This window comes from Xanthomonas sp. WHRI 8932A, from assembly GCF_035012785.1.
Lineage (GTDB): Bacteria > Pseudomonadota > Gammaproteobacteria > Xanthomonadales > Xanthomonadaceae > Xanthomonas.
The window spans coordinates 284564-305528 of record NZ_JAYGQQ010000005.1; the positions used below are offsets into that span (position 1 = coordinate 284564).

Genomic DNA, 20965 nt, shown 5'->3' on the forward strand with positions numbered 1-20965 from the left:
AGCGATAAGGCGGGTGGGTCACGTGTCTGATCAGCGCACTGCGGCGCTGCGTGGATGCGTGGGGAACGAAAGTCGATACGCGTCTGCGCCACGTAGCGCGCGCGTCATGGGCACGGATGCATGCACGGCGGCACCGCATCCGCGCCCATCTGCATCAGGGCTTGGCGGTCAGGCTCACCGCGCCGAGTTCGCTGCTGCCGCTGGCCTTGGCAGACTGCGCCGAGGTGGCCGGCCAGGTGAAAGGCACCTTGACCAACTCGCGGCCACCGACTTCGCGCGCAGCTTCCACCACCAGGGTGTACTGGCCGGCCGGCAGCGACTTCAGCGCGCCCTTGGTGTCGGTGAACGACAGCGCATGCGCGCCGGCAGGCCGGGTGGGGCCGGTCACGCCATCGACCGGCACCTCCAGCGTGCGGCCGCTCTTGCGCCACCACTGGCGCAGATCCGGCAGCCACTTGGTACCGTGGCCTTCGGCGGTGTCCTTGGATTGGTACCAGACCGCCAGATTGGCGGCGACCTTCTGGTCTGCGCCTTCCAGCCAGATCGCCACGTACGGGCGGTGGTATTCGGCGACATTGAGCTTGGGGATTTCGACGCTGATGTCGAGCGTGGCCGCATACGCCGGCATGGCGAGCAGGCCGCTCAGAGCGATGGTCAGGGTGGCGCGCATGATCGTCTCCGGTGAGTAAGGTCAGTGGATCAACAGCAAGGCAAGCAGCAGCGGAATCAGCAGGCCCAGGCCGACCAGCGGCCAGGTCATGCTGCGCTGACGCGCATGCAGGTGCAGCAGGAACAGGCCGGTGATGCAGAACACCAGGCAGGCGATGGCGAACACGTCGATGAACCAGCCCCAGGCCGGCCCGGCGTTGCGGCCTTTGTGCAGATCGTTGAGATAGGCGATCCAGCCACGCGTGGTGCGTTCGTATTCGATCGCGCCGGTGCTGCGGTCCAGACTCAGCCAGGCGTCGCCACCGGGGCGGGGCAGGGCGACATACAGCTCGTCGGGCGACCACTCCGCGTTGCGGTTGCCGACGCTGATCTCCAGTTCGCGACCAAGCCAGTGCGCCACGCGCGGCGGCAGCGGTGCATCGCCGTCCTGGCGCGTGCCCAAGGTCTTCAACAGCGCTGGCGGCAGGGTGAGTGTGCGTTGCTCGGTGGACGGGCTGGCTTCGATGCGCGCGGCGTGATTGAGGGTGAGCCCGGTAACCGTAAACAGCAGCATGCCGATCAGACACAGCGCCGAACTGATCCAATGCCATTGATGCAGCATGCGCAGCCAGAAGCCGCGGCGTTGCTGTGCAGTGGCGATGGTGTCGTTGGAAGCGGGCATGCCGATTTATGCCACGTCTGCGGGAACGGGCGGCTGCAGTTGCGATTGCCGCGCGGCCACATCGCTGAGCAAGGCGCGCAGGCGTGGCTGCGGTGCGTTGGCCAGCACGGGCGTGAGCTGACGCAGGAACCCGGCGTGCCCGCCGCCGATGGCGCGTCGCATCCAGTGTTCGGCCTGATCGAGCGCGCCTTCATCGGCAAGCAACGTTGCATAGCTGGCCTGGCCGCGAAAATCACCCGCCTCTGCGGCGCGGCGATACCACTCGCGTGCAGCAAGCGGATCCGCCACGCAGGCCAGGCCCTGGTCGAGATAGCGCGCCACAAAATTCATCGACTTGGCGTGACCACGTTCGGCCGCGGTGCGATACAGCGTCAAGGCGTGTGCCTGGTCCTGCGCCACGCCGCGCCCGGAGGCGTAGAGATGCGCCAGGTTGTACATGCCCCATTCCAGGCCGTGCTCGGCGGCGCGGCGATACCACAACGCAGCCAGCACCTCGTTGATGGCGGTGCCAAAGCCCAGTTCGTGGCAGCGGCCCAGTTGATTCATCGCTTCCGGATGCCCGGCATTGGCGGCCACTTCGTACCACAGCATCGCCATGGCCGGATCGGCGGCAATGCCGCGGCCTTCGGCATACAGCTGTGCGAGCAGCAGTTGTGCAGTCACATCCTGACCGGCGGCGGCCTTGCGCAGCAACGCGACTGCCTGGGCAGGCTGGGTCTGCAGCAGCGCCATCAGCAGGGCTGGGTCAATCGCAGGCTCAGACATCGGCCCACTGCCGCAGCAGGTTGTGATACACGCCGGTGAGCTGGATCAACGACGGATGCCCGGGCGTGTCCTGCGTCAAACGACGGATCGACACATCCAGTTCGAACAACAGGCGGCGCTGCGCATCGTCGCGCAGCATGCTTTGGATCCAGAAGAACGAGGCGACACGCGTGCCGCGCGTTACCGGCATTACTTTATGCAGGCTGGTGCCGGGGTAGATCACCAGGTGCCCGGCCGGTAGCTTCACCGACTGCGTGCCGAAGGTATCTTCGATCACCAGCTCGCCACCGTCGTAACTGTCCGGGTCGCTGAGGAACAGCGTGCAAGAGACATCGGTGCGGATCGGCTCGGCACCGCCGCGACTGCGGTCGTAACGCACCGCGTTGTCGACGTGATACCCGAACGACTGCCCGCCGCTGTAGCGATTGAACAACGGCGGATAGATCCGACGCGGCAACACCGCCGAGAAGAACGTGCTGCTGCGGGAGAGCGCCTCCAGCACCAGTGCGCTGGCCTCGCGCGCCACCGCGCTGTCCTCGGGCAACTGCGCGTTGTCCTTGGCCTGCGCCGATTGATGGCCAGCGGTAATGCGGCCGTCTGCCCAGTCGGCCGCATCCAGCCGCGCGCGCAACTCGCTGAGCTGCATGGGCGTCAAGGCATCGGGAATGGGCAGCAGCATGCGGCGCTCTCCACGCCGTCCGCAGGGTGCGGGCGGCGTGCCGGAAGGTTAGAAACTAAAGGTAGCGTTCAACACCGCCGAGCGGCCATCGCCCGGCAACGCCCAACCACTGCCGGCGGTGACGGTACCCGCGGCGTTGACGGTGAGGTTGTTGCGGATGCTGGTGTAGTACTCCTTGTCGAACAGGTTGTTGACGTTCAACTGCAGGCTGAGCCAGTCGTTGACGCGCAGGCCGACCATCGCACGGTGCACCCAGTACGCGTCAGTCTTGCGGTAGACCGCGGTCGAGGTGTTGTTCGGGTAAAAGCTGCCCTGGTAATTGACGCCGTAGCCGAAGGTCCACTGGTTGAGGGCGTAAGTGGTCCACAGATTGCCGGCATTACGCGGGGTCTGCACCAATTCGCGCCCGGCAATCGGGTCGCCGGTGAGGCTGGCGGTACGGTTGGACACGCTCTGCAGCACTTCGCTGTCCAGGAAAGTGTAGTTGGCGAAGACCGACCAGCGCTCGGTCAAGTAGCCGGCCGCGCCCAGTGCGATGCCGTCCACGCGCGCCTTGCCGTCGAGCACCTGCTCGGGAATCAGCGGGTCGCCGCTGTTGACCTTGTAGTTTTCGCGCTCGTTGCGGAAGACCGCAGCGGTCAGCGCCAGGCGCTCGTTCAACACGTCCCACTTGCCGCCCAGCTCGATGTTGACCGCACTTTCCGGCTCAACATTGCAGTTGGCGCCGGCGGTGGCGGTGGCGATCGGCGTGCACGAGCCGTTGACCGACGCCTTGGACGGGGTCTTGCTGTTGGCGTAGGACAGATACAGGCTGGCGTTGTCGACCGGCTTGAATACCAGACCGGCGCGGTAGGAGAACAAATCGTCCTTGCTGCCCGCCGGGAAGCCCGGGGTCACGCCAGTGACGCCGCCGGTGGCATTGACGGTGTAGGTGGTGGTGTCGCCTTCGTTGTGTTCGTAACGGCCGCCCAGGTTGAGCATCCATTGCTCGTTGAACTGCAGCGTGTCGAACAGGTACACCGCCTGATTGGTCAGGCTGCCCTTGCTGCGGCCGGTGCGGAAATAATTCTGCGGGCCGGTCCAGATGTTGTACGGGTTGTCGAAGGTCTGCAGCGGGTAGGTGATGCCGGTGGTGGAGCCGTCGGCATTGCGAAAGATGCTGCCGCTGTCGAGTTCGAAGTCTTCCTTGCTGAAGGCCACGCCGGCGACCACGCGGTGCTCGATGGCGCCGGTGTGCAGGGTGGCGGTCAGGTCGGTCTGGCTATGCGCGATGAAGTTTTCGGTGTCGCGCACCAGCCCGCGCGGGCCGCTGTTGGGGTTCCAGGTGGACGGCGGCTGGCCGACACAGGCGCGACCGGTGTAGGCGTTGGTGTTGTTGGGCAGGCACCAGGTGCCTTCCGGCGCGGTGGCCGAGGTGGTTTGATCTACGCGCTGCAGACGCGCCAGGCTGCGCAGCTTGACGTTGTCGTCGAAGTCCATTTCCAGCACGCCGGTCAGCATGTCCACGTCGATCTCCTGACGCGACACATTGCGATAGCCGTAATAGGTTTCGCGGTCCACGCCCGGCAGCGGGCCATCGTTGAACGGGCTGAGCGCGAACGGCACGCCGTACTGCGGCAGGTTGTTGTCGTGCTGGTGCAGATAGCTCAGCGTGAAGCGCGTATCCGAGCCCAGGCCGAAGGCGATCGACGGCGCAAAGCCCCAGCGATGGCGGAATTCTTCATCGCGGCCCGGCACATCCTGGGTGTGACCCATGGCGTTCAGGCGCACGGCGGTGCCGTTTTCGAAGTCGTAGTTGCTGTCGACGGTGAGGCGGCCATAGCGGTCGCTGCCGCCGCCGATCAGCACGTTGGTGAAGTCGCCTTGCCCGGCGGTCTTGGTCACCAGGTTGATGTTGCCGCCGACCGAACCGGCACCGGACATCGCCGAGTTGGCGCCGTTGATCAGCTCCACGGACTCGAGGTTGAAGGTGTCGCTGCGGCTGTACTGCGCGCTGTCGCGCACGCCATCGGTGGTGATGTCGCTGCTGGCGGTGAAGCCGCGCAGGTTGATGCTGTCGCCATATCCGCCGCCGCCTTCGCCTGCGCCAAAGGTGATGCCGGGCAGCGTGCTCAGCACATCGCGCAGCGACAGCAGATTCTGCTGGTCCATGGTCTGCTTGGTGACAACCGTGATGGTCTGCGGGGTGTCGCGCAGCGCTTCGGTGTACTTGGGCGAGGACGGCTTTTGCGCACGTTCCTGCTGCACCCGGATGGCATCCAGATCCACCGCACCCGGAGGCGCCGGCGCATCGCCAGGCTGGGCGAACGCAGGAGCGGACAGGGTCAACAGCACGGCCGAAGTGAGCGGGGAAATCCTGGGAGTCATGAGACGTCTCGAAAAGGAAAGCGGTGCTCCGGCCTGGCGATGGCTCGGCGGATGCGGAAGGGTGTGCGTGCGTCGCTAGCCCGTGGCGCCCGGCTGGCGTCCACCGCACGCGCCGTCGCGCCGCGCTGGAAAGCGCAGGCGAGCAAAACGCGGATCGAAGGTGTCGGACAGTGCAGGGCGCATGGGATCGCAGGGCAGGTCAGATGTTAAGAAGACCTGAAGGGCTGCGATCTTAAATGCAAATCATTCTTCTTTGCAATCTTTGCCGACCGGAGGCGTACGTCGGCAAACACGCGGCGGCTTCCAGCGTGGAAAATATGCGTTGGTAGCTGCCGCGCTAGCGGTCGTCGCGGGTCCAGATGCCGTCGAGCTCGCGCTTGACCGGGAACTTGGGCACGGCGGTGTAGGCGGGCGCACATAACGGGCGGCCATCGCGGATATCGAAGCGGGCGCTGTGTAACAGGCATTCGATGGTGCCGGCGACCGGGTCGAAGCTGCCGGGCGACAGCTCGTAATCTTCGTGGCTGCAGCGGTCTTCCAACGCGTACAACTCGCCGTCGAGATTGAACACCACGATCGGCGCGTCGGTGACGGCATCCCACGCTGTCTGCAGTTCGCCGGGCAGCAGCGCGTCGCTTGCGCAGACAAAGGTCCAGGTCTCACTCATGGCGCGGCGCCGTCCAGCGATTTTTCCAGCACTTCGAAGCGTAGATCCTGCCGCAGTGGCACGCCGAAGCGTTCGTCGCCATACGGGAACGGCTTGAGGAGGCCAGTGCGGCGATAGCCGCGTCGTTCGTAGAAGGCGATGAGTTCGTTGCGCACATCGATCACGGTCATACGCATCACCGGCAGCTTCCATTCGGCGTCCACGATGCGTTCGGCTTCGGCCAGCAGCGTCTTGCCGATGCCGCTGCCTTGCAGCGACGGGTCCACCGCGAACATGCCGAAGTATCCCGCGCCGCCGTCGTCGGCGATATGCGCGCACGCCAGCAGGCGCCCATCCTGTTCGACCAGCAATACCAGGCTGCGCTCGCGCAGGATGTCCTGACGCAGCACGGCCGGGTCGATGCGGGCACCGTCGAGAATGTCTGCCTCGGTAGTCCACCCCACGCGACTGCTGTCACCGCGATAGGCCGAGGTCACCAACTGGACAAGGGCGTCGATGTCATCGACGGTGGCAGTGCGGAACGTGGTGGTCTGCATGAGGGCGGGGATTTGGGAGTGGGGATTGGGGATTGGGGATTCGTAACAGCGTAGCGAAGTTTGGCGCTTTTGAATTCCCGCGTGAATAGTAGGGCGATGGAAGTCCAGCGCCCCTCGGTGACATGCTTTTGCGATTCCCGATTCCCGATTCCCGATTCCCGACCACCCAATCAGCCCAGCAACAGCCGCACCTTCTTCAACGCGGCGACAAAGCGCTCAATCTCGTCATGCGTGTTGTAGAACGCCAGCGATGCGCGACAGGTTGCGGCAACGCCGTAGAACTGCAGCAGCGGGTGCGCGCAGTGCTGGCCGGAGCGCACTGCCACGCCTTCCAGATCGAGCAGGGTGGCAAGATCGTGCGAATGCGCGCCGTCGATCAGGAACGACACCACCGCGGCTTTGTCGGGCGTGGTGCCGAAGATGCGCAGGCCATCGATCCGCTGCAGCTCTTCGGTGAAGTGCGCCAGCAGCTCGGCTTCGCGCGCTTCCACGTGCTCCAGGCCGATCGACTCCAGATAATCCACCGCTGCGCCCAGGCCGATGAAGCCGGCGATGTTGGGCGTGCCGGCTTCGAACTTGTGCGGGGCATCGTTGTACACGGTGCCTTCGAAGCTGACTTCCTTGATCATTTCGCCACCGCCCAGAAACGGCGGCATGGACTGCAGATGCTCGCGACGCGCCCACAGCGCGCCGGTGCCGGTGGGGCCGCACATCTTGTGGCCGGTGATGGCGTAGAAATCGCAGCCGATCGCGGCCACGTCGATGCGCCGATGCGGTGCGGCCTGCGAGCCGTCCACCATGGTGACGATGCCGCGCTTGCGTGCGTCGCGGCAGATCTCGCGCACCGGGTTGACCGTGCCCAGCACGTTGGACACATGGGTGATCGCCAGCAGTTTGACGTCCGGCGTCATCGCCTTGCGCAAGGCATCCAGATCCAGCGCGCCCTCGGGGGTGATCTCGGCTACGCGGATGCTGGCACCGGTGCGCTGGGCCACCAGCTGCCACGGCACAATGTTGGCGTGGTGCTCCATGCGCGTGATCAGGATGACATCGCCTGGTCCCAGACGCGGCAATGCCCACGAATACGCCACCAGATTGATCGCAAAGGTGGTGCCGCTGCACAGCACCAACTCGTCGGCGCGCACATTGAGAAAGCGCGCGAGTTTGCTGCGTGCGCCTTCGAAGGCATCCGTGGCTTCGCTGCCCAGCGCATGCACTGCGCGGCTGACATTGGCGTTCTGGCGCCGATAGAACTCGTCGGTCGCGGCAATCACCTGCAGCGGCTTTTGCCCGGTGTTGGCGTTGTCGAAATAGATCAGCGGCTTGCCATGCACCTGCCGCATCAGCAGCGGGAAATCCGAACGGACGCGTTCCCAATCCGGAGCGTTGCGCTGAGTGACGGCAGGTGCATTCATGCCACGCCCGCCGAATTCAGGGCGCGGTCCAGCTGCAGGGCCAGCACGGCACTCAACGCAGCCGGCAGGACCCGCAACGGCTCGTGGCAGAACGCCGCACTCAGCAGACGTTGCGCCTCCGCTTGCGGCAGGCCGCGCGAGCGCAGATAGAACAAGGCGTTGTCATCGAGCTGACCGACAGTGGCACCGTGCGCTGCCTGCACTTCGTCGGCATCGATCACCAGCACCGGCTGGGTATCGATTTCGGCATTGGAAGAGAGCAGCAGATTCTTGTTGGACAACCGCGCGTCGGTGCCATCGGCGCCCTGACGGATATGGATGCCGCCATGGAATACCACGCGGCTGCGGTCGGCACCGACGCCGCGCCAGACCAACTCGCAGGCGGTGTCGCGGGCAATGTGTTCGATGCCCAGGCGGGTGTCGACATGGCGGCGGCCATTGCCCAACAGCACGCCATTGGCGGTGAGCTGGGCGTTGCTGCCTTCCAGGCGCACGTTGAGTTCGTGCCGCGACAGGCCGGCGCCCAGTTCCAGATCCACGCGCTGGTAGCGTGCATTGCGTGCCAGTACGGCATCGGTGCGCAGCAGTGCGGTGGCGTGCGCGCTATCGGCCTGCACCCGCGCATGCGACAACACCGCGTCCTGTGCCAGATGGACATGCATCACGCTGTTGTCCAGATGCGCCGCATCGCCGACATGCAGATGATGCTCGACCACATTGAGCGCTGCGCCGGCACGGACTTCGATCAGATGCCGGTAATGCCAGGACAGATCGTGCTCGCTGGCCACGCTGACAAAGACGATATGCAGTGGCAGTTCGATCTGCGCGCCGTCTTGCACGCGCACCAGCACGCCTTCGTCGGCCAGCGCGGCATTGAGGCGGGCAAAGATCTCGTCGCTGCCTTCGAAACGGCGGCCGAGCAAGTGCTTTGCGTCATCGCCTGCGGCCAGTGCGGCCGACAAGGTGTCCAGCTGCACGCCGTCCGGCAAGGTCGAAACATCGCTCAGCGCTGCGGAAGGACGCCCGTTGACGAACACCAGCCGCGGCGCGGGGATCTCGTCCAGTACGGCGGCATCGAGCAACGTCGGCACCAGCGGTGCCGGCTGAAAACTGCGCCGTTCCAGCTGACGCAGCGAGGTGTATTTCCACGCTTCGGCGCGCGGACCGGGCAGGCCGGTCTGCAGCGCTGCGTCGAGCTCGGCGCGGCGCGCATCGTCGCCACTGAAGCCGCGGGCCAGGGAGTCGAGCAGGGCGCTCATCAGGCAGCAACCTCGGGCACCACACGATCCTTCAGGAAGTGGTAACCGTGTTTTTCCAGCTCCAGCGCCAGTTCCGGGCCGCCGCTCTGCACGATGCGTCCTTCGGACAGCACATGCACCACGTCCGGCTTGATGTAGTCGAGCAGGCGCTGGTAGTGGGTGATCACTAGGAACGAACGCTCCGGCGAACGCAGCGCGTTGACGCCGTCGGCCACGCTCTTCAACGCATCGATATCCAGGCCGGAGTCGGTTTCATCCAGGATGGCGAGCTTGGGTTCGAGCACGGCCAGCTGGAAGATCTCGTTGCGCTTCTTCTCGCCGCCGGAAAAGCCCTCGTTGACGCCGCGATGCAGCAGCTCGTCCTTCAGATGCAGCACCGCCAGCTTCTGCCGCACCAGCTTGAGGAACTGCATCGAATCCAGCTCCTCTTCGCCACGCGCCTTGCGCTGCGCATTGAGCGCGGCGCGCAGGAAATAGGTGTTGTTGACGCCGGGGATTTCCACCGGGTACTGGAACGCCAGGAACAGGCCGGCGGCGGCGCGTTCTTCTGGCGGCAGATCGAGCAGGTTCTTGCCTTCGAACTGCACGCTGCCTTCGTTGACTTCGTAGCCATCGCGGCCGGCCAGCACGTTGCCCAGCGTGGACTTGCCCGCGCCATTGGGCCCCATCAGGGCGTGCACCTGGCCGGGCTGGATGTCCAGCGACAGGCCTTTGAGAATGTCTTTGCCGGCGATGCTGGCGTGGAGGTTTTTAATGTTGAGCATGCTGATGGTCCGTCAGAATTCTTATGTAGCCCCTCTCCCGCCGGGAGAGGGGTTGGGGTGAGGGTCGGCGCGAAGCGTCTCCTGGATTTGGGGGCGCGAGGCTTCGCCCGTATCCTCATCCGGCGCTGCGCGCCACCTTCTCCCGAAGGGAGAAGGGAAAGGGCGTCAGCCGACGCTGCCTTCCAGCGAGACTTCCAGCAGCTTCTTGGCTTCCACGGCGAACTCCATCGGCAGCTCGCGGAACACCTGCTTACAGAAACCGTCGACGATCAGCGACACCGCATCTTCCTGGCTGATGCCACGCGCGCGGCAATAGAACAGCTGGTCGTCGCTGATCTTGGAGGTGGTGGCCTCGTGCTCGACGGTGGCGCCGGGATTCTTCACCTCGATATAGGGGAAGGTGTGCGCGCCGCACTGCTTGCCGATCAACAGCGAATCGCACTGGGTGTAATTGCGCGCGCCATCGGCGTTGCGATCCACCTTGACCAGGCCGCGATAGGTGTTTTGTCCACGCCCTGCGCTGATGCCCTTGCTGACGATCTTGCTCTTGGTGCGCTTGCCGATGTGGATCATCTTGGTGCCGGTGTCGGCCTGCTGACGATGGTGGGTGAGTGCCACCGAATGGAACTCGCCCACCGAATCGTCGCCGAGCAGCACGCACGACGGATACTTCCAGGTGATCGCCGAGCCGGTTTCGACCTGGGTCCAGGTCACCTTGCTGCGGTCGCCACGGCATTCGGCACGCTTGGTGACGAAGTTGTAGATGCCGCCAACGCCGTTTTCATCGCCCGGGTACCAGTTCTGCACCGTCGAGTACTTGATCTCTGCGTCTTCCAGCGTCACCAGTTCCACCACGGCGGCGTGCAGCTGGTTTTCATCGCGCATCGGCGCGGTGCAGCCTTCCAGATACGACACATAGGCCTTGTCTTCGCACACGATCAAGGTGCGCTCGAACTGGCCGGTATGACCGGCATTGATGCGGAAATAGGTGCTCAGTTCCATCGGGCAACGCACGCCCTTGGGGATGAACACGAAGCTGCCGTCGGAGAACACCGCCGAGTTGAGCGCGGCGAAATAGTTGTCGCCGACCGGCACCACGCTGCCCAGGTATTGCTTGACGATCTCCGGATGCTCTTTGATCGCCTCGGACATCGAGCAGAAGATCACGCCCTTTTCGGCCAGTTCCTTGCGGAAAGTGGTGCCGACCGAGACCGAATCGAACACCGCATCCACCGCAACGCCGGCCAACCGCGCGCGCTCATGCAACGGCACGCCGAGCTTGTCGTAGGTGTCCAGCAGTTCCTTGGGCACATCGTCCAGCGAGGCGTACTTCGGGCCCTTGGGCGCGGAGTAGTAGCTCAATGCCTGGAAATCGATCGGCGCGATCTTGAGCTTGGCCCATTCGGGCATCGGCATTTTCAGCCAATGGCGGTAGGCCTCAAGACGCCAGTCGGTCATCCATTGCGGCTCGTCTTTCTTGGCCGACAACGCACGGATGGTGTCTTCGTCCAGACCGGGCGGGAGCGAATCGGATTCGATCTCGGTGATGAAGCCGGCGTCGTAGCGTCGGCCCAGCCGTTCGAGGATCTGCGCATTCTGCGGGGGAGCAAGTTCGGTGGCCATCGGGCTGCCTACAGGTCAGGTGGTCGCGACGCGTGCGGCAATGGAACGCCGACGGCTGTCGCCAGGGAGAGAGAGGGGCTGCAACATTTGCGCAAGCGTGACCCGACGCAATGCGTCGCCGACCACGTCGTTGATCAGGCGCCAGTTGGAGCGCACGCCGCATGTCTGCGCGATGCCGCACTGGCTGTGGTCCTGGCTGCATTCGGTGATCGCCAACGGGCCTTCCATTGCCTCGACGATCTCCACCAGGGTGATCTGGCTGGCATCGCGCGCAAGCCGGTAACCGCCGTGCACACCGCGCAGGCCTTCCACCAGCCCGGCTTGCGACAACGGCTTGAGGATCTTGCTCACGGTCGGCGCTTCCAGGCCCGCCTGTTCGGCCAGTTCGCTGGCGCTGAGCACTTCACCGCTGCGCGCGGCAAGCACGGTCAGTACGACGGTGGCGTAATCGGTGAGTTTGGTGACGCGCAACATGAGCGAGCAGGAAACCTTAAAGCGGACCGAAATTGTACTCTTTCCGGCAGGGCGGGGCCAACCGCCCGGTTCAGCCGCCGGCAAGCGCAGGCCGTTGCGGGCGGTGGTGCGCTTGTGCTTGGCGCATGGGCGCGCTGCGGTCACAATGAGCGGCCCCATCACTGGACCCTTACATGTCGCGCAAAGTTGCCGCCCGCAAGTCACGTATCCACGGCAATGGCATGTTCGCCCTCGCCCCGCTCCGCAAGGGCGAGCGCATCATTCAGTACAAAGGGCGCCTGCGCACGCACGCCGAAGTGGACGCCGACGACACCGGCGACGTGGAAAGCGGCCACACCTTCCTGTTTACGCTCAGCGACGATTACGTGCTGGATGCCAACTACGAAGGCAATGTCGCGCGCTGGATCAACCACAGCTGCAATCCCAATTGCGAAGCGGTGATCGAAGAAGCCGAAGGCGACGACCGCAGCAAGGACAAGATCTTCATCGAGGCCAAGCGCGCCATCAAGGCCGGCGCCGAGCTGACCTACAACTACGGCATCACCCTCAGCGAGCGCCACACGCCGCGTCTTAAGAAGATCTGGGAATGCCGCTGCGGCTCCAAGAACTGCACGGGCACGATGCTGCAGCCCAAGCGCTGAGCCTGGCGAAGCGCACTGCGCGCTGACGCGACGCACACATCGGTTCACGGGTGCGCAACAGTGCGCTGCCTACGGTGCGGGCTTCTTTTATCGAGGAGCCCCACATGGCGTATTCGCTCTCCGGCAAGACCATCGCGGTCCTGGCCACCGATGGCTTCGAGCAATCCGAATTGACAGAACCCAAGCGCCTGCTGGAATCGTGGGGCGCCACGGTCGATGTGGTCGCGCCTGGCGATGGCGCAACGATCCGCGCCTGGAATCACACCGATTGGGGCGATTCGGTTGCGGTCGACAGGCCTCTTGAGCAAGCAACACCTGAAACCTACGATGCGCTGGTGCTGCCCGGTGGCGTGCTCAATCCCGACACGCTGCGCACGGATCAGCAGGCGATCGCCTTCATTCGTGCATTCGCCACGGCGCACAAGCCGGTGGCGGCCATCTGCCATGGGCCATGGTTGTTGCTGGAGAGCGATCTGGTGCGCGACCGTAAGGTCACCTCGTGGCCGTCGGTCAAAACCGATCTGACCAACGCCGGCGCGCGCTGGCAGGACGCCGAGGTGGTGGTCGATGGTCCGTTGATCACCAGCCGCAAGCCGGATGACATTCCGGCATTCAGTGCTGCGGTGGCCAAGGCCCTGTCTGCGTAGGGCGCGTTAGCCGCCATCTGCCACTTGTTTCAGTAAACACGGCCCGGCGGCTGTTGCGCCGGGCCGTTGCATGATGGCCGTTGTGCGCGTCGTCCCCACCTAATGCGGGCTGTTTTCGCCCTGGGTGAAGCTAACGGTGCGGACTTACTTCCCCGACAGCGCCGCCGCCGGCACCATCTGCTCGATGTTCTGATTGAAGTTGACCGCCACGCGACCGTTCTGGATGCCCACCGACTCCACCTGCACGGCGCCCATCACTGCGGCAATCGACGGGTCGATGCGATAGATGGGTTCCTTGCGCGCGTAATCGGCCAGCCAGGTGTTGAGCAGCTGACGGGTGCTGTGGTCGAGCTTTGCGCCGGAATTGGCCGGACGGAAATCGTCGATGCTGGGCTGGTCGAGATAGAAACCTTGTTTGGCGACGTCGTAACGCAGCGCGCTGGTCAGGGTTACATTGCCCACCGGAGCCGGCGCACCGCCGGCAGTGGCCACGGCCAGATCGAACGCCATCTTGAGCCGGTCGCCCGGCGGCAGCGACAGCGCGGGGTTGCTGACCGTCATTGCGATCAAGCCGCCGAGCGTGTCGTGCGTTTGCGGGAAGCGACCGCCCAGATACTGCTGCAGGTCGCTGGCCTGCACGCTGATCTGATGTCCCTGGATCTGCGGCGCCGCCCAGGCGCTGCCAACGGGGAGCGCCAAGGCGAGGGCAAGCACGGATCCGGCAAGCGAACGCAGTTTCATCGGGTGACTCCGGCAATAGGTGACACAACCTTAGTCAGCACTGGTGAACCACGGGTTAGCGCAGTACCGGTTGCAGCGTGGCGGAGTAGATTTCCCAGCTGTCGCTTCCGGCGCGCGGTTGCAAGCGATAGGCGCCGACCAGCTGCTGCGTGCCCGCACCCGTGCGTACGACGATGCGCACCGGCACTTCGATGCGTCGCGGCGGATGTTCCTGATCCAGCGGCACCGGCGGGTCGTTGTTGATGCGCATCGAGCGAATATCACCAATGCCGCGCAGCGCCGCGTCGTCCGGCACCGGCGATGGACGTCCGCCGGTCCACAGCGCATCGGCATCGGCGCGCGCGGCACCGGGCAGTGCACCCAGATAACGCTGCACGGTGGCGCTTGCTTCGGCCAAGTCGGCGCGCGTTTGCGCATCGTCGGGGGCTTCGGACGCCGGCGACATGGGTACGCCTTGGGCAGTCACCGCAGCGGAGTCTGTCGCCGCAGTGGCTTTAGGCGAGCTTGTGGTCGCAACGGCTTGCTGATCTGTACTGCGATGACAGCTGCAGCCTGCGAGTGCGGCTACTGATAAAGCAATGACGATCCAACGCATGGCGGCTCTCCATCCCCGAGGCGCGCAGTGTAGCGGGCGTATGTGGTGCGGAGCAGCGCTCAGGCGCCGGATTGGACGCGTTGCAGGCGATCGAGCAGTAGTTGCAGCTTGGGCCGCAATGCATCCAGCGCATCGCTGGGTTGCGCGCGTGGACGGGCGGCCAGGTCTTCCAGCAATTGCGAGCCGACGGTCAGTGCGGCGCATTCGTCGCTGCTCAGATCGCGGCGCAGGTGCAACTCTTCGAGCAGGCGCATCCAGTCGGCGCGGGAGCGCTGTTCGAACTCGATGGTGCAGCGGTCGTCGCACGGTCGCCCGTCGTTCTCGATGGGCGTGACCGTAATGCGATAGCGTTTTCGGGGCATGGTGGTCGCGTCACTCCTGGGCTGCCTCCACCATAGGGGTAGGCTGCCGCGCGCTCGATAGCGCAGGCCATGACGCAGTGTTCCAGCATGCTCAGTGGGCAGGCGGTGGCGTGGTTTTACTCAGCAGCGGCAGCGGATCGTACGCACCGTTGCGCCCATAGACACCATAGTGCAGGTGTGGCGGCGTGCCGCGCGCGTTGCCGGTGGTACCGACCATTCCAAGCGCGGTACCGGGCTCGACGACATCGCCAACGGCCAGTCCCGGTGCCCAGTCGTCCAGGTGCGCATAGTAGTGCCGCTCCATCGCCGGCCCGAGTACCCAGACCTGTTTTCCACCCAGCCCGGCGTCGCGAATGGCACTGACCACGCCGCGGGTGGCGGCGACCACAGGCGTACCGCGTGGCGCGAAAATATCCACGCCGGCATGGCTACGGTCGCGTCCGCGTGGTGCACCGAAGGTGTCGGCGATCTGGCGGGCGCGGACGTTTTTCACTGGAATCTGCAGAGTTTGCGGCGGCGGCATTCGTGACAACTCCCAGGTGGTGCGCAGGCGTTCGCCCATGGGCGACTGCCAGGCCCAGCGCGCGGCCACGCCCAACGCGCACAGCAGGACAATCGAAACCAGCAGGCGACGCACCCGTCGGGCGGGGCTGCGGGTTGATGGCGCGGTCATGGGCACACTCAGTTGCGAACTCACCAACAGGGTAGGCTGGCGGCGATGAGTACGACGTGGTGTGTCGACAAGCACCGCTAACAAGACGCGGGAAAAGCGTAAAAAAAAGACGGCCCGAAGGCCGTCTCGATGACACCGGATGCGTGCTCGATTAGAGCGCGGCGTCCTTCAGCTTCTTCAGCAAGCGTGCCTTAACCTTGAGGCTGGCGGGCTTGGCGGGGAAGGTCTGCTCTTCCTTGGTGAAAGGGTTGATCCCTTTACGCTTCGGCTTGGCCGGCACGTGCACGGCGGTCAGCTTCAACATGCCCGGAAGAGTGAACGAGCCAGCGCCCTTCTTGTTGAGCGAGGAGTGTGCGGTGGCTTCCAGCGATGCCAGCACGGCGCGGACGTCCTTCGGAGCCAGCTGGGTGGATTCGGCGATGTGCGCGACCAGGCCGGTCTTGCTCAGGGCTTCCTTGATCGGCTTCGGTGCGGCGGTCTTGGTCGCGGCCTTGGCCGGCTTTGCGGTCTTGGTAGCGGCGACCTTTTTCACTGCCTTTTTGGGGGCAGCCTTCTTAGCGGCGGTTTTTGCCATGAGGTATTCGTTCCGTATTCGTTGGTGGTGTTGGGTCTGCCGACCCAGTCGGCAACGCGAAATGTAGGGCAACTGCTGCGCGCCGCCAATAGGCAAACGATGAAACAACACAAAAAAGCGTCTTTCGACGGGGATTCGTTCACCAGCGGCGCAAAACGCGCGTAAAAACCAGTGCGGAACGCGTGCAGCGCGCAGGCATGTGCCGTATCTGACGCAGAGCAGCAGGTCGTTGCGCAAGGCTGCGGTCGTACTGCGCATGCCAAAAGACCCTGCATTGCGCCATCCGCTCTGCTGCCAACGACGGATGCATCGCCGCGAGATGTCGAACAAGTCGCGCGCGATCGTCTGATTGGCGCGTATTGGCATCGATTGCAAAGCGCGCGACGTTGCGTGGAAGGTCGCTTGATGCCTGGCGCTGGGTATTGGGAAATCGCGTAGCGACGTGTTGCGATGCAGGCTGCGTGCGGAGAGCGATCACCGCGACGCGTCGCTGATTGCCCCATGCAGCCAGCAACGCGTTGGGGCGAACCGCGGCGCGCTAGTCGTTGGCAGCCGACAAGCTGCGGCCGCGTTCGGTCGCAGCAGCGATTGCCCGTGCTGTCAGCGCTTCGAATCCGCCCGCCTGGAATGTTTCGATGGCCGCTTGCGTGGTGCCGTTGGGCGAGGTCACGCGACCGCGCAGGACCTGCGGTGCTTCGCCCGATTCGGTGAGCATGCGCGATGCGCCCAGCAGGGTTTGCAGGACCAGCGTGCGCGCGGTATCGGCCGGCAGTCCCTGCGCCTGTGCTGCCGCTTCCATCGCTTCGGCTAGTAAAAACACGTACGCCGGCCCGCTACCGGAAACGGCAGTCACCGCATCCATCTGGGCTTCGTCGTCGATCCACACCGTCACCCCGGCGCTTTCCAGCAATTGGGTTGCCTGCATGCGCTGCGCATCGGAGACGCGTGCGGTGGCATACAGCCCGGTCACGCCGGCGCCGAGCAGTGCGGGGGTGTTGGGCATCGCGCGGACCACCGCCGTATCGCCGCCGCACCAACGCTGCAACTGCGTTGCGGTGATGCCGGCTGCAATCGACAGCAACAGCGGCTGTTGCGCTTGTGCAAGCGCGGCCAGCTGCGCGCACACGCTTGGCATGACCTGCGGTTTGACCGCCAGCACCCAGGTGGCCGCGCCATCGGCCGCGTCGCGCGCGTCTGCGACGGCCTGTACGCCAAAGTCGCGCGACAACCCGGTGCGCAACTCTTCCACTGGCTCGGCGACGCGCAGGCTTGCAGCCGGCACGCCTTGCCGGATCAGCCCGGCGATCAAGCTGCGCGCCATGTTGCCGCCGCCGATAAACGCGATGCGCGCGGCGGTGACGGATAACGGCGCAGGCGGCGTGGGCAGAGTCATTGCGGTACCTCTAGTAATAGGAATGGATGGCGCGATGCGCGAGGCAGATCAGACGGAGGCGGCGGGCGAGGGCGCGCGCGCGCCGAACAGCGCCGTGCCCACACGGACCATGGTGGCACCGGCCGCGATCGCTTCGGCGAAGTCTGCGCTCATGCCCATCGACAAGGTGTCCACCTGCCGATGGCGCTGCTGCAGGTGCGCGAACAAGTCCTGCATGCGCGCGAACGCCGCAGCGCGTCGTGCCTGGTCCGGGAACGGTGCCGGGATCGCCATCAAGCCGCGCAGTTGCAGTCGCGGTTGCAGTGCGATGGCGTCGGCCAGGCCGTCGATGGCGTCCGGCGCGCATCCGTATTTGCTGTCCTCATCGTCGATATTGACCTGGATCAGCACATTCAACGGCATGCGGTCGTCCGGGCGGTATCGCGCCAGCAGCGGAATCAACTTGGCGCGGTCCACAGTCTGCACCCAGTCGAAACATTGGCTGGCGACGTCGGCCTTGTTGGACTGCAGGTGGCCGATCAGATGCCATTCCAGCCCCAACTCGCGCAGCGCGGCGATCTTGGCTTGCGCTTCCTGCACATAGTTTTCGCCGAATGCGCGCTGGCCCTGGGCGGCCAATGCGGCGACGGCATCGGCCGGTTTGGTCTTTGACACCGCCAGCAACCGAACGTCGGCACGCGCATGCGTGGCTGCTGCGGCATGGATGGCATCGAGAATCTGCTGCAGCGACGAAGCCGGCACGTGGCAATCCAGAACAAGCGGGAGCGCTAGTGTGCCGCCGCCGCCGGCTTCCTTCCAGCGCGCCGCGCGCCTTTGCTGGCTTGACGGTGGCAAGCGCGTACCGGCATCGGCGTCGCGACGGGCTGCGGACGCAGCCGCGGGGTGACCAATCCCGCCTGGTTGGGCCGGACGCAGGCAAGCGCCGTGCCTGGGCACGCCCGAAAAACAACGCCTTCAGCCGCATACGACACTGCCGACCTGAACCGGCGCCAGGCCGCTTCCCGCCAGCAGCCAGAACGCTATACTGCCAGCCGGGGAGTACCTTCCAATCGCAGCCTAGGGGAAAAGCAGCGCATGGATATCGCTGAACTATTGGCGTTTTCTGTCAAGAACAAGGCATCGGACCTGCACCTGTCTGCAGGGCTGCCGCCGATGATCCGTGTCGATGGCGATGTCCGTCGCATCAATATTCCGGCGTTGGACCATAAGCAGGTGCACGCGCTGGTGTACGACATCATGTCGGACAAGCAGCGGCGCGATTACGAAGAATTCCTTGAGGTCGACTTCTCGTTCGAGATTCCCTCGCTGGCGCGCTTCCGCGTCAACGCGTTCAATCAGAATCGTGGCGCCGGCGCGGTGTTCCGCACCATTCCGTCCGAAGTGCTGACGCTGGAAGACCTGGGCTGCCCGCCGATCTTCCGCCAGCTGATCGACCAGCCGCAGGGCCTGATCCTGGTCACCGGCCCGACCGGTTCGGGCAAGTCGACCACGCTGGCCGGCATGATCGACTACATCAACAAGAACGAATACGGCCACATCCTCACCGTCGAGGATCCGATCGAATTCGTGCACACCTCGCAGAAGTGTCTGATCAATCAGCGCGAAGTGCACCGCGATACGCACGGCTTCAACGAAGCGTTGCGCTCGGCATTGCGCGAAGACCCGGACATCATCCTGGTGGGCGAGTTGCGCGACCTGGAAACCATTCGCCTGGCGCTCACCGCTGCGGAAACCGGCCACTTGGTGTTCGGCACCCTGCACACCAGCTCGGCGGCCAAGACCATCGACCGCATCATCGACGTGTTCCCGGCCGGCGAAAAGCCCATGGTGCGCTCGATGCTGTCCGAATCGTTGCGCGCGGTGATTTCGCAGGCATTGCTCAAAAAGGTGGGCGGCGGGCGTACCGCAGCCTGGGAAATCATGGTCGGCACCCCGGCGATCCGTAACCTGATCCGCGAGGACAAGGTGGCGCAGATGTATTCGTCGATCCAGACCGGCCAGCAGTACGGCATGCAGACGCTGGATCAGCATCTGCAGGACCTGGTCAAGCGCAGCCTCATCACGCGCAACCAGGCCCGCGAATACGCCAAGGACAAGCGGATATTCGAGTGATTCGGGAATCGGGAATCGGGAATGGGGAATCGCACGAGCGCGCCCCTGACTGGTTCCGGCTCCTGGCTTGCAGATTTTCCAATTTCCGATTCTCGATTCCCAATTCCCGGCTCCAAGGGAGCACGCCATGAGCACCATCGACTTCACCTCCTTCCTCAAGCTGATGGCGCATCAGAAGGCGTCGGATCTGTTCATCACCTCCGGCATGCCGCCGGCGATCAAGGTGCACGGCAAGATCAGCCCGATCACGCAGACGCCGTTGACCGCGCAGCAGAGCCGCGATCTGGTGTTGAACGTAATGACGCCGTCGCAGCGCGAAGAGTTCGAAAAGACCCACGAGTGCAACTTCGCCATCGGCGTGTCCGGGGTCGGGCGCTTCCGTGTGAGCTGCTTCTATCAGCGCAATCAGGTGGGCATGGTGCTGCGTCGGATCGAGACGCGCATTCCCACCGTGGAAGAGCTGAGCCTGCCGCCGGTGATCAAGACGCTGGCGATGACCAAGCGCGGCATCATCATTTTCGTGGGCGCCACCGGTACCGGTAAGTCGACCTCGTTGGCGGCGATGATCGGTTACCGCAACCAGAATTCCACCGGGCACATCATCACCATCGAAGACCCGATCGAATTCGTGCACAAGCATGAAGGCTGCATCATCACCCAGCGCGAAGTCGGCATCGATACCGATAGCTGGGAAAATGCGCTGAAAAACACCCTGCGCCAGGCGCCGGACGTGATCATGATTGGCGAGGTGCGTACCCGCGAGGGCATGGACCACGCGATCGCCTTCGCCGAAACCGGCCACCTGGTGCTGTGCACGCTGCACGCCAACAATGCCAACCAGGCGATGGACCGCATCATCAACTTCTTCCCGGAAGACCGCCGCAATCAGCTGCTGATGGATCTGTCGCTGAACCTCAAGGGTGTGGTGGCGCAGCAACTGATTCCAACTCCGGATGGGCGCAGCCGCCGTGTGGCGATGGAGATCATGCTCGGCACGCCACTGGTGCAGGATTACATCCGCGACGGCGAGATCCACAAGCTCAAGGAGATCATGAAGGAGTCCACCAACCTGGGCATGCGCACCTTCGACCAGAGCCTGTTCGAGCTGTACCAGGCTGGCGAAATCAGCTACGAAGACGCGCTGCGCCACGCCGACTCGCAGAACGAAGTGCGCCTGCGCATCAAGCTCTCGCAGGGCGGCGATGCCAAGACCCTGTCGCAGGGGATGGATGGCGTGGAGATTGCCGAAGTTCGGTAATGCGTCGTCTGTTGCCGCAGAGCTTGCGCTGGCTGCGGCCAGCGCCTGGCGCGGTGGTTTGCAGTGGTGGATCAAAACGGCGCCCCGCAT

Annotated in this window: 23 protein-coding genes; 4 read left to right on the forward strand and 19 right to left on the reverse strand. The window is 64.5% G+C overall.

The window, feature by feature from the left end:
* Positions 1–154: 154 nt before the first annotated feature.
* From VC212_RS10320 to VC212_RS10375, 12 genes are all read right to left on the reverse strand, one after another.
* Complete coding sequence (locus tag VC212_RS10320) at positions 155–670, reverse strand: DUF2271 domain-containing protein (RefSeq protein ID WP_323515254.1); 516 nt, start codon at positions 668–670, stop codon at positions 155–157.
* A 21-nt stretch (positions 671–691) separates the two neighbouring features.
* Positions 692–1330 carry a PepSY-associated TM helix domain-containing protein gene (locus VC212_RS10325; protein WP_323515252.1) on the reverse strand — a complete coding sequence of 213 codons (639 nt, stop codon included), beginning with the start codon at positions 1328–1330 and terminating at the stop codon, positions 692–694.
* Positions 1331–1336: 6 nt separating this feature from the next.
* Entirely contained in the window at positions 1337–2095 is a 759-nt protein-coding gene (locus VC212_RS10330; RefSeq protein ID WP_228323179.1) for a tetratricopeptide repeat protein, read from the reverse strand.
* Positions 2088–2774: a Fe2+-dependent dioxygenase gene (locus tag VC212_RS10335; protein ID WP_323515251.1), complete on the reverse strand. Its 687-nt coding sequence runs from the start codon at positions 2772–2774 to the stop codon at positions 2088–2090. Before VC212_RS10335 ends, VC212_RS10330 begins: the two co-directional genes overlap by 8 nt.
* A 48-nt stretch (positions 2775–2822) precedes the next feature.
* The gene (locus VC212_RS10340) at positions 2823–5141 is read right to left on the reverse strand and encodes a TonB-dependent siderophore receptor (RefSeq protein WP_323515249.1); all 2319 of its coding nucleotides are present in this window, start codon (positions 5139–5141) and stop codon (positions 2823–2825) included.
* Positions 5142–5478: 337 nt separating this feature from the next.
* Positions 5479–5808: a non-heme iron oxygenase ferredoxin subunit gene (locus tag VC212_RS10345; RefSeq protein WP_311239277.1), complete on the reverse strand. Its 330-nt coding sequence runs from the start codon at positions 5806–5808 to the stop codon at positions 5479–5481.
* On the reverse strand, positions 5805–6344 hold the full coding sequence (locus tag VC212_RS10350) for a GNAT family N-acetyltransferase (RefSeq protein ID WP_115562544.1): 540 nt from the start codon (positions 6342–6344) through the stop codon (positions 5805–5807). The genes VC212_RS10345 and VC212_RS10350 overlap by 4 nt, the downstream gene beginning before the upstream one ends.
* Positions 6345–6514: 170 nt before the next feature.
* Positions 6515–7759, reverse strand: coding sequence for a cysteine desulfurase (locus VC212_RS10355; protein ID WP_323515248.1), 1245 nt, complete (start codon positions 7757–7759; stop codon positions 6515–6517).
* A complete protein-coding gene (gene sufD / locus VC212_RS10360) occupies positions 7756–9018 on the reverse strand; it encodes a Fe-S cluster assembly protein SufD (RefSeq protein ID WP_115513485.1) in 1263 nt (420 codons plus the stop codon). Before sufD ends, VC212_RS10355 begins: the two co-directional genes overlap by 4 nt.
* Positions 9018–9782, reverse strand: coding sequence for a Fe-S cluster assembly ATPase SufC (gene sufC, locus VC212_RS10365; RefSeq protein WP_104614542.1), 765 nt, complete (start codon positions 9780–9782; stop codon positions 9018–9020). The genes sufD and sufC overlap by 1 nt, the downstream gene beginning before the upstream one ends.
* Positions 9783–9947: 165 nt before the next feature.
* Positions 9948–11405 (reverse strand): Fe-S cluster assembly protein SufB, encoded by a 1458-nt coding sequence (sufB, locus tag VC212_RS10370; protein ID WP_055849652.1) that lies wholly within the window; start codon positions 11403–11405, stop codon positions 9948–9950.
* A 15-nt stretch (positions 11406–11420) separates the two neighbouring features.
* Positions 11421–11879: an SUF system Fe-S cluster assembly regulator gene (locus VC212_RS10375; RefSeq protein ID WP_115513484.1), complete on the reverse strand. Its 459-nt coding sequence runs from the start codon at positions 11877–11879 to the stop codon at positions 11421–11423.
* A gap of 173 nt (positions 11880–12052) precedes the next feature.
* On the opposite strand from VC212_RS10375, the gene VC212_RS10380 reads away from it, so the two are divergent.
* Positions 12053–12520 (forward strand): SET domain-containing protein-lysine N-methyltransferase, encoded by a 468-nt coding sequence (locus tag VC212_RS10380; RefSeq protein WP_055849656.1) that lies wholly within the window; start codon positions 12053–12055, stop codon positions 12518–12520.
* 104 nt (positions 12521–12624) lie between these two features.
* Positions 12625–13167: a type 1 glutamine amidotransferase domain-containing protein gene (locus VC212_RS10385; RefSeq protein WP_323515247.1), complete on the forward strand. Its 543-nt coding sequence runs from the start codon at positions 12625–12627 to the stop codon at positions 13165–13167.
* A 144-nt stretch (positions 13168–13311) separates the two neighbouring features.
* Here VC212_RS10385 and VC212_RS10390 read toward each other — a convergent pair whose 3' ends face one another.
* The 7 genes from VC212_RS10390 to VC212_RS10420 form a co-directional block, all read right to left on the reverse strand.
* Positions 13312–13908, reverse strand: coding sequence for a DUF1439 domain-containing protein (locus VC212_RS10390; protein WP_055849660.1), 597 nt, complete (start codon positions 13906–13908; stop codon positions 13312–13314).
* 55 nt (positions 13909–13963) lie between these two features.
* Positions 13964–14353: a hypothetical protein gene (locus VC212_RS10395; protein WP_323515246.1), complete on the reverse strand. Its 390-nt coding sequence runs from the start codon at positions 14351–14353 to the stop codon at positions 13964–13966.
* 209 nt (positions 14354–14562) lie between these two features.
* Positions 14563–14865, reverse strand: a complete 303-nt coding sequence (locus VC212_RS10400; protein ID WP_115554253.1) for a DUF3861 family protein — start codon at positions 14863–14865, stop codon at positions 14563–14565.
* Between the two features lie 91 nt (positions 14866–14956).
* Positions 14957–15538, reverse strand: a complete 582-nt coding sequence (locus VC212_RS10405; RefSeq protein ID WP_323515245.1) for a M23 family metallopeptidase — start codon at positions 15536–15538, stop codon at positions 14957–14959.
* A 151-nt stretch (positions 15539–15689) separates the two neighbouring features.
* A complete protein-coding gene (locus VC212_RS10410; protein WP_055849670.1) occupies positions 15690–16112 on the reverse strand; it encodes an HU family DNA-binding protein in 423 nt (140 codons plus the stop codon).
* A 538-nt stretch (positions 16113–16650) separates the two neighbouring features.
* Positions 16651–17505: a pyrroline-5-carboxylate reductase gene (proC, locus tag VC212_RS10415; RefSeq protein ID WP_323515243.1), complete on the reverse strand. Its 855-nt coding sequence runs from the start codon at positions 17503–17505 to the stop codon at positions 16651–16653.
* A gap of 48 nt (positions 17506–17553) precedes the next feature.
* Positions 17554–18246: a YggS family pyridoxal phosphate-dependent enzyme gene (locus VC212_RS10420; protein ID WP_115514591.1), complete on the reverse strand. Its 693-nt coding sequence runs from the start codon at positions 18244–18246 to the stop codon at positions 17554–17556.
* A 333-nt stretch (positions 18247–18579) separates the two neighbouring features.
* On the opposite strand from VC212_RS10420, the gene VC212_RS10425 reads away from it, so the two are divergent.
* Positions 18580–19617, forward strand: coding sequence for a type IV pilus twitching motility protein PilT (locus VC212_RS10425; RefSeq protein ID WP_003489919.1), 1038 nt, complete (start codon positions 18580–18582; stop codon positions 19615–19617).
* A 127-nt stretch (positions 19618–19744) separates the two neighbouring features.
* Complete coding sequence (locus tag VC212_RS10430) at positions 19745–20875, forward strand: PilT/PilU family type 4a pilus ATPase (protein ID WP_055849678.1); 1131 nt, start codon at positions 19745–19747, stop codon at positions 20873–20875.
* Positions 20876–20965: the final 90 nt, after the last annotated feature.

What these genes read in the sequence shown, in the direction of transcription:
- VC212_RS10320 (WP_323515254.1), bottom strand. Translation starts at nt 670, where the DNA reads ATGCGCGCCACCCTGACCATCGCTCTGAGCGGCCTGCTCGCCATGCCG.
- VC212_RS10325 (WP_323515252.1), bottom strand. Translation starts at nt 1,330, where the DNA reads ATGCCCGCTTCCAACGACACCATCGCCACTGCACAGCAACGCCGCGGC.
- VC212_RS10330 (WP_228323179.1), bottom strand. Translation starts at nt 2,095, where the DNA reads ATGTCTGAGCCTGCGATTGACCCAGCCCTGCTGATGGCGCTGCTGCAG.
- VC212_RS10335 (WP_323515251.1), bottom strand. Translation starts at nt 2,774, where the DNA reads ATGCTGCTGCCCATTCCCGATGCCTTGACGCCCATGCAGCTCAGCGAG.
- VC212_RS10340 (WP_323515249.1), bottom strand. Translation starts at nt 5,141, where the DNA reads ATGACTCCCAGGATTTCCCCGCTCACTTCGGCCGTGCTGTTGACCCTG.
- VC212_RS10345 (WP_311239277.1), bottom strand. Translation starts at nt 5,808, where the DNA reads ATGAGTGAGACCTGGACCTTTGTCTGCGCAAGCGACGCGCTGCTGCCC.
- VC212_RS10350 (WP_115562544.1), bottom strand. Translation starts at nt 6,344, where the DNA reads ATGCAGACCACCACGTTCCGCACTGCCACCGTCGATGACATCGACGCC.
- VC212_RS10355 (WP_323515248.1), bottom strand. Translation starts at nt 7,759, where the DNA reads ATGAATGCACCTGCCGTCACTCAGCGCAACGCTCCGGATTGGGAACGC.
- sufD (WP_115513485.1), bottom strand. Translation starts at nt 9,018, where the DNA reads ATGAGCGCCCTGCTCGACTCCCTGGCCCGCGGCTTCAGTGGCGACGAT.
- sufC (WP_104614542.1), bottom strand. Translation starts at nt 9,782, where the DNA reads ATGCTCAACATTAAAAACCTCCACGCCAGCATCGCCGGCAAAGACATT.
- sufB (WP_055849652.1), bottom strand. Translation starts at nt 11,405, where the DNA reads ATGGCCACCGAACTTGCTCCCCCGCAGAATGCGCAGATCCTCGAACGG.
- VC212_RS10375 (WP_115513484.1), bottom strand. Translation starts at nt 11,879, where the DNA reads ATGTTGCGCGTCACCAAACTCACCGATTACGCCACCGTCGTACTGACC.
- VC212_RS10380 (WP_055849656.1), top strand. Translation starts at nt 12,053, where the DNA reads ATGTCGCGCAAAGTTGCCGCCCGCAAGTCACGTATCCACGGCAATGGC.
- VC212_RS10385 (WP_323515247.1), top strand. Translation starts at nt 12,625, where the DNA reads ATGGCGTATTCGCTCTCCGGCAAGACCATCGCGGTCCTGGCCACCGAT.
- VC212_RS10390 (WP_055849660.1), bottom strand. Translation starts at nt 13,908, where the DNA reads ATGAAACTGCGTTCGCTTGCCGGATCCGTGCTTGCCCTCGCCTTGGCG.
- VC212_RS10395 (WP_323515246.1), bottom strand. Translation starts at nt 14,353, where the DNA reads ATGTCGCCGGCGTCCGAAGCCCCCGACGATGCGCAAACGCGCGCCGAC.
- VC212_RS10400 (WP_115554253.1), bottom strand. Translation starts at nt 14,865, where the DNA reads ATGCCCCGAAAACGCTATCGCATTACGGTCACGCCCATCGAGAACGAC.
- VC212_RS10405 (WP_323515245.1), bottom strand. Translation starts at nt 15,538, where the DNA reads ATGACCGCGCCATCAACCCGCAGCCCCGCCCGACGGGTGCGTCGCCTG.
- VC212_RS10410 (WP_055849670.1), bottom strand. Translation starts at nt 16,112, where the DNA reads ATGGCAAAAACCGCCGCTAAGAAGGCTGCCCCCAAAAAGGCAGTGAAA.
- proC (WP_323515243.1), bottom strand. Translation starts at nt 17,505, where the DNA reads ATGACTCTGCCCACGCCGCCTGCGCCGTTATCCGTCACCGCCGCGCGC.
- VC212_RS10425 (WP_003489919.1), top strand. Translation starts at nt 18,580, where the DNA reads ATGGATATCGCTGAACTATTGGCGTTTTCTGTCAAGAACAAGGCATCG.
- VC212_RS10430 (WP_055849678.1), top strand. Translation starts at nt 19,745, where the DNA reads ATGAGCACCATCGACTTCACCTCCTTCCTCAAGCTGATGGCGCATCAG.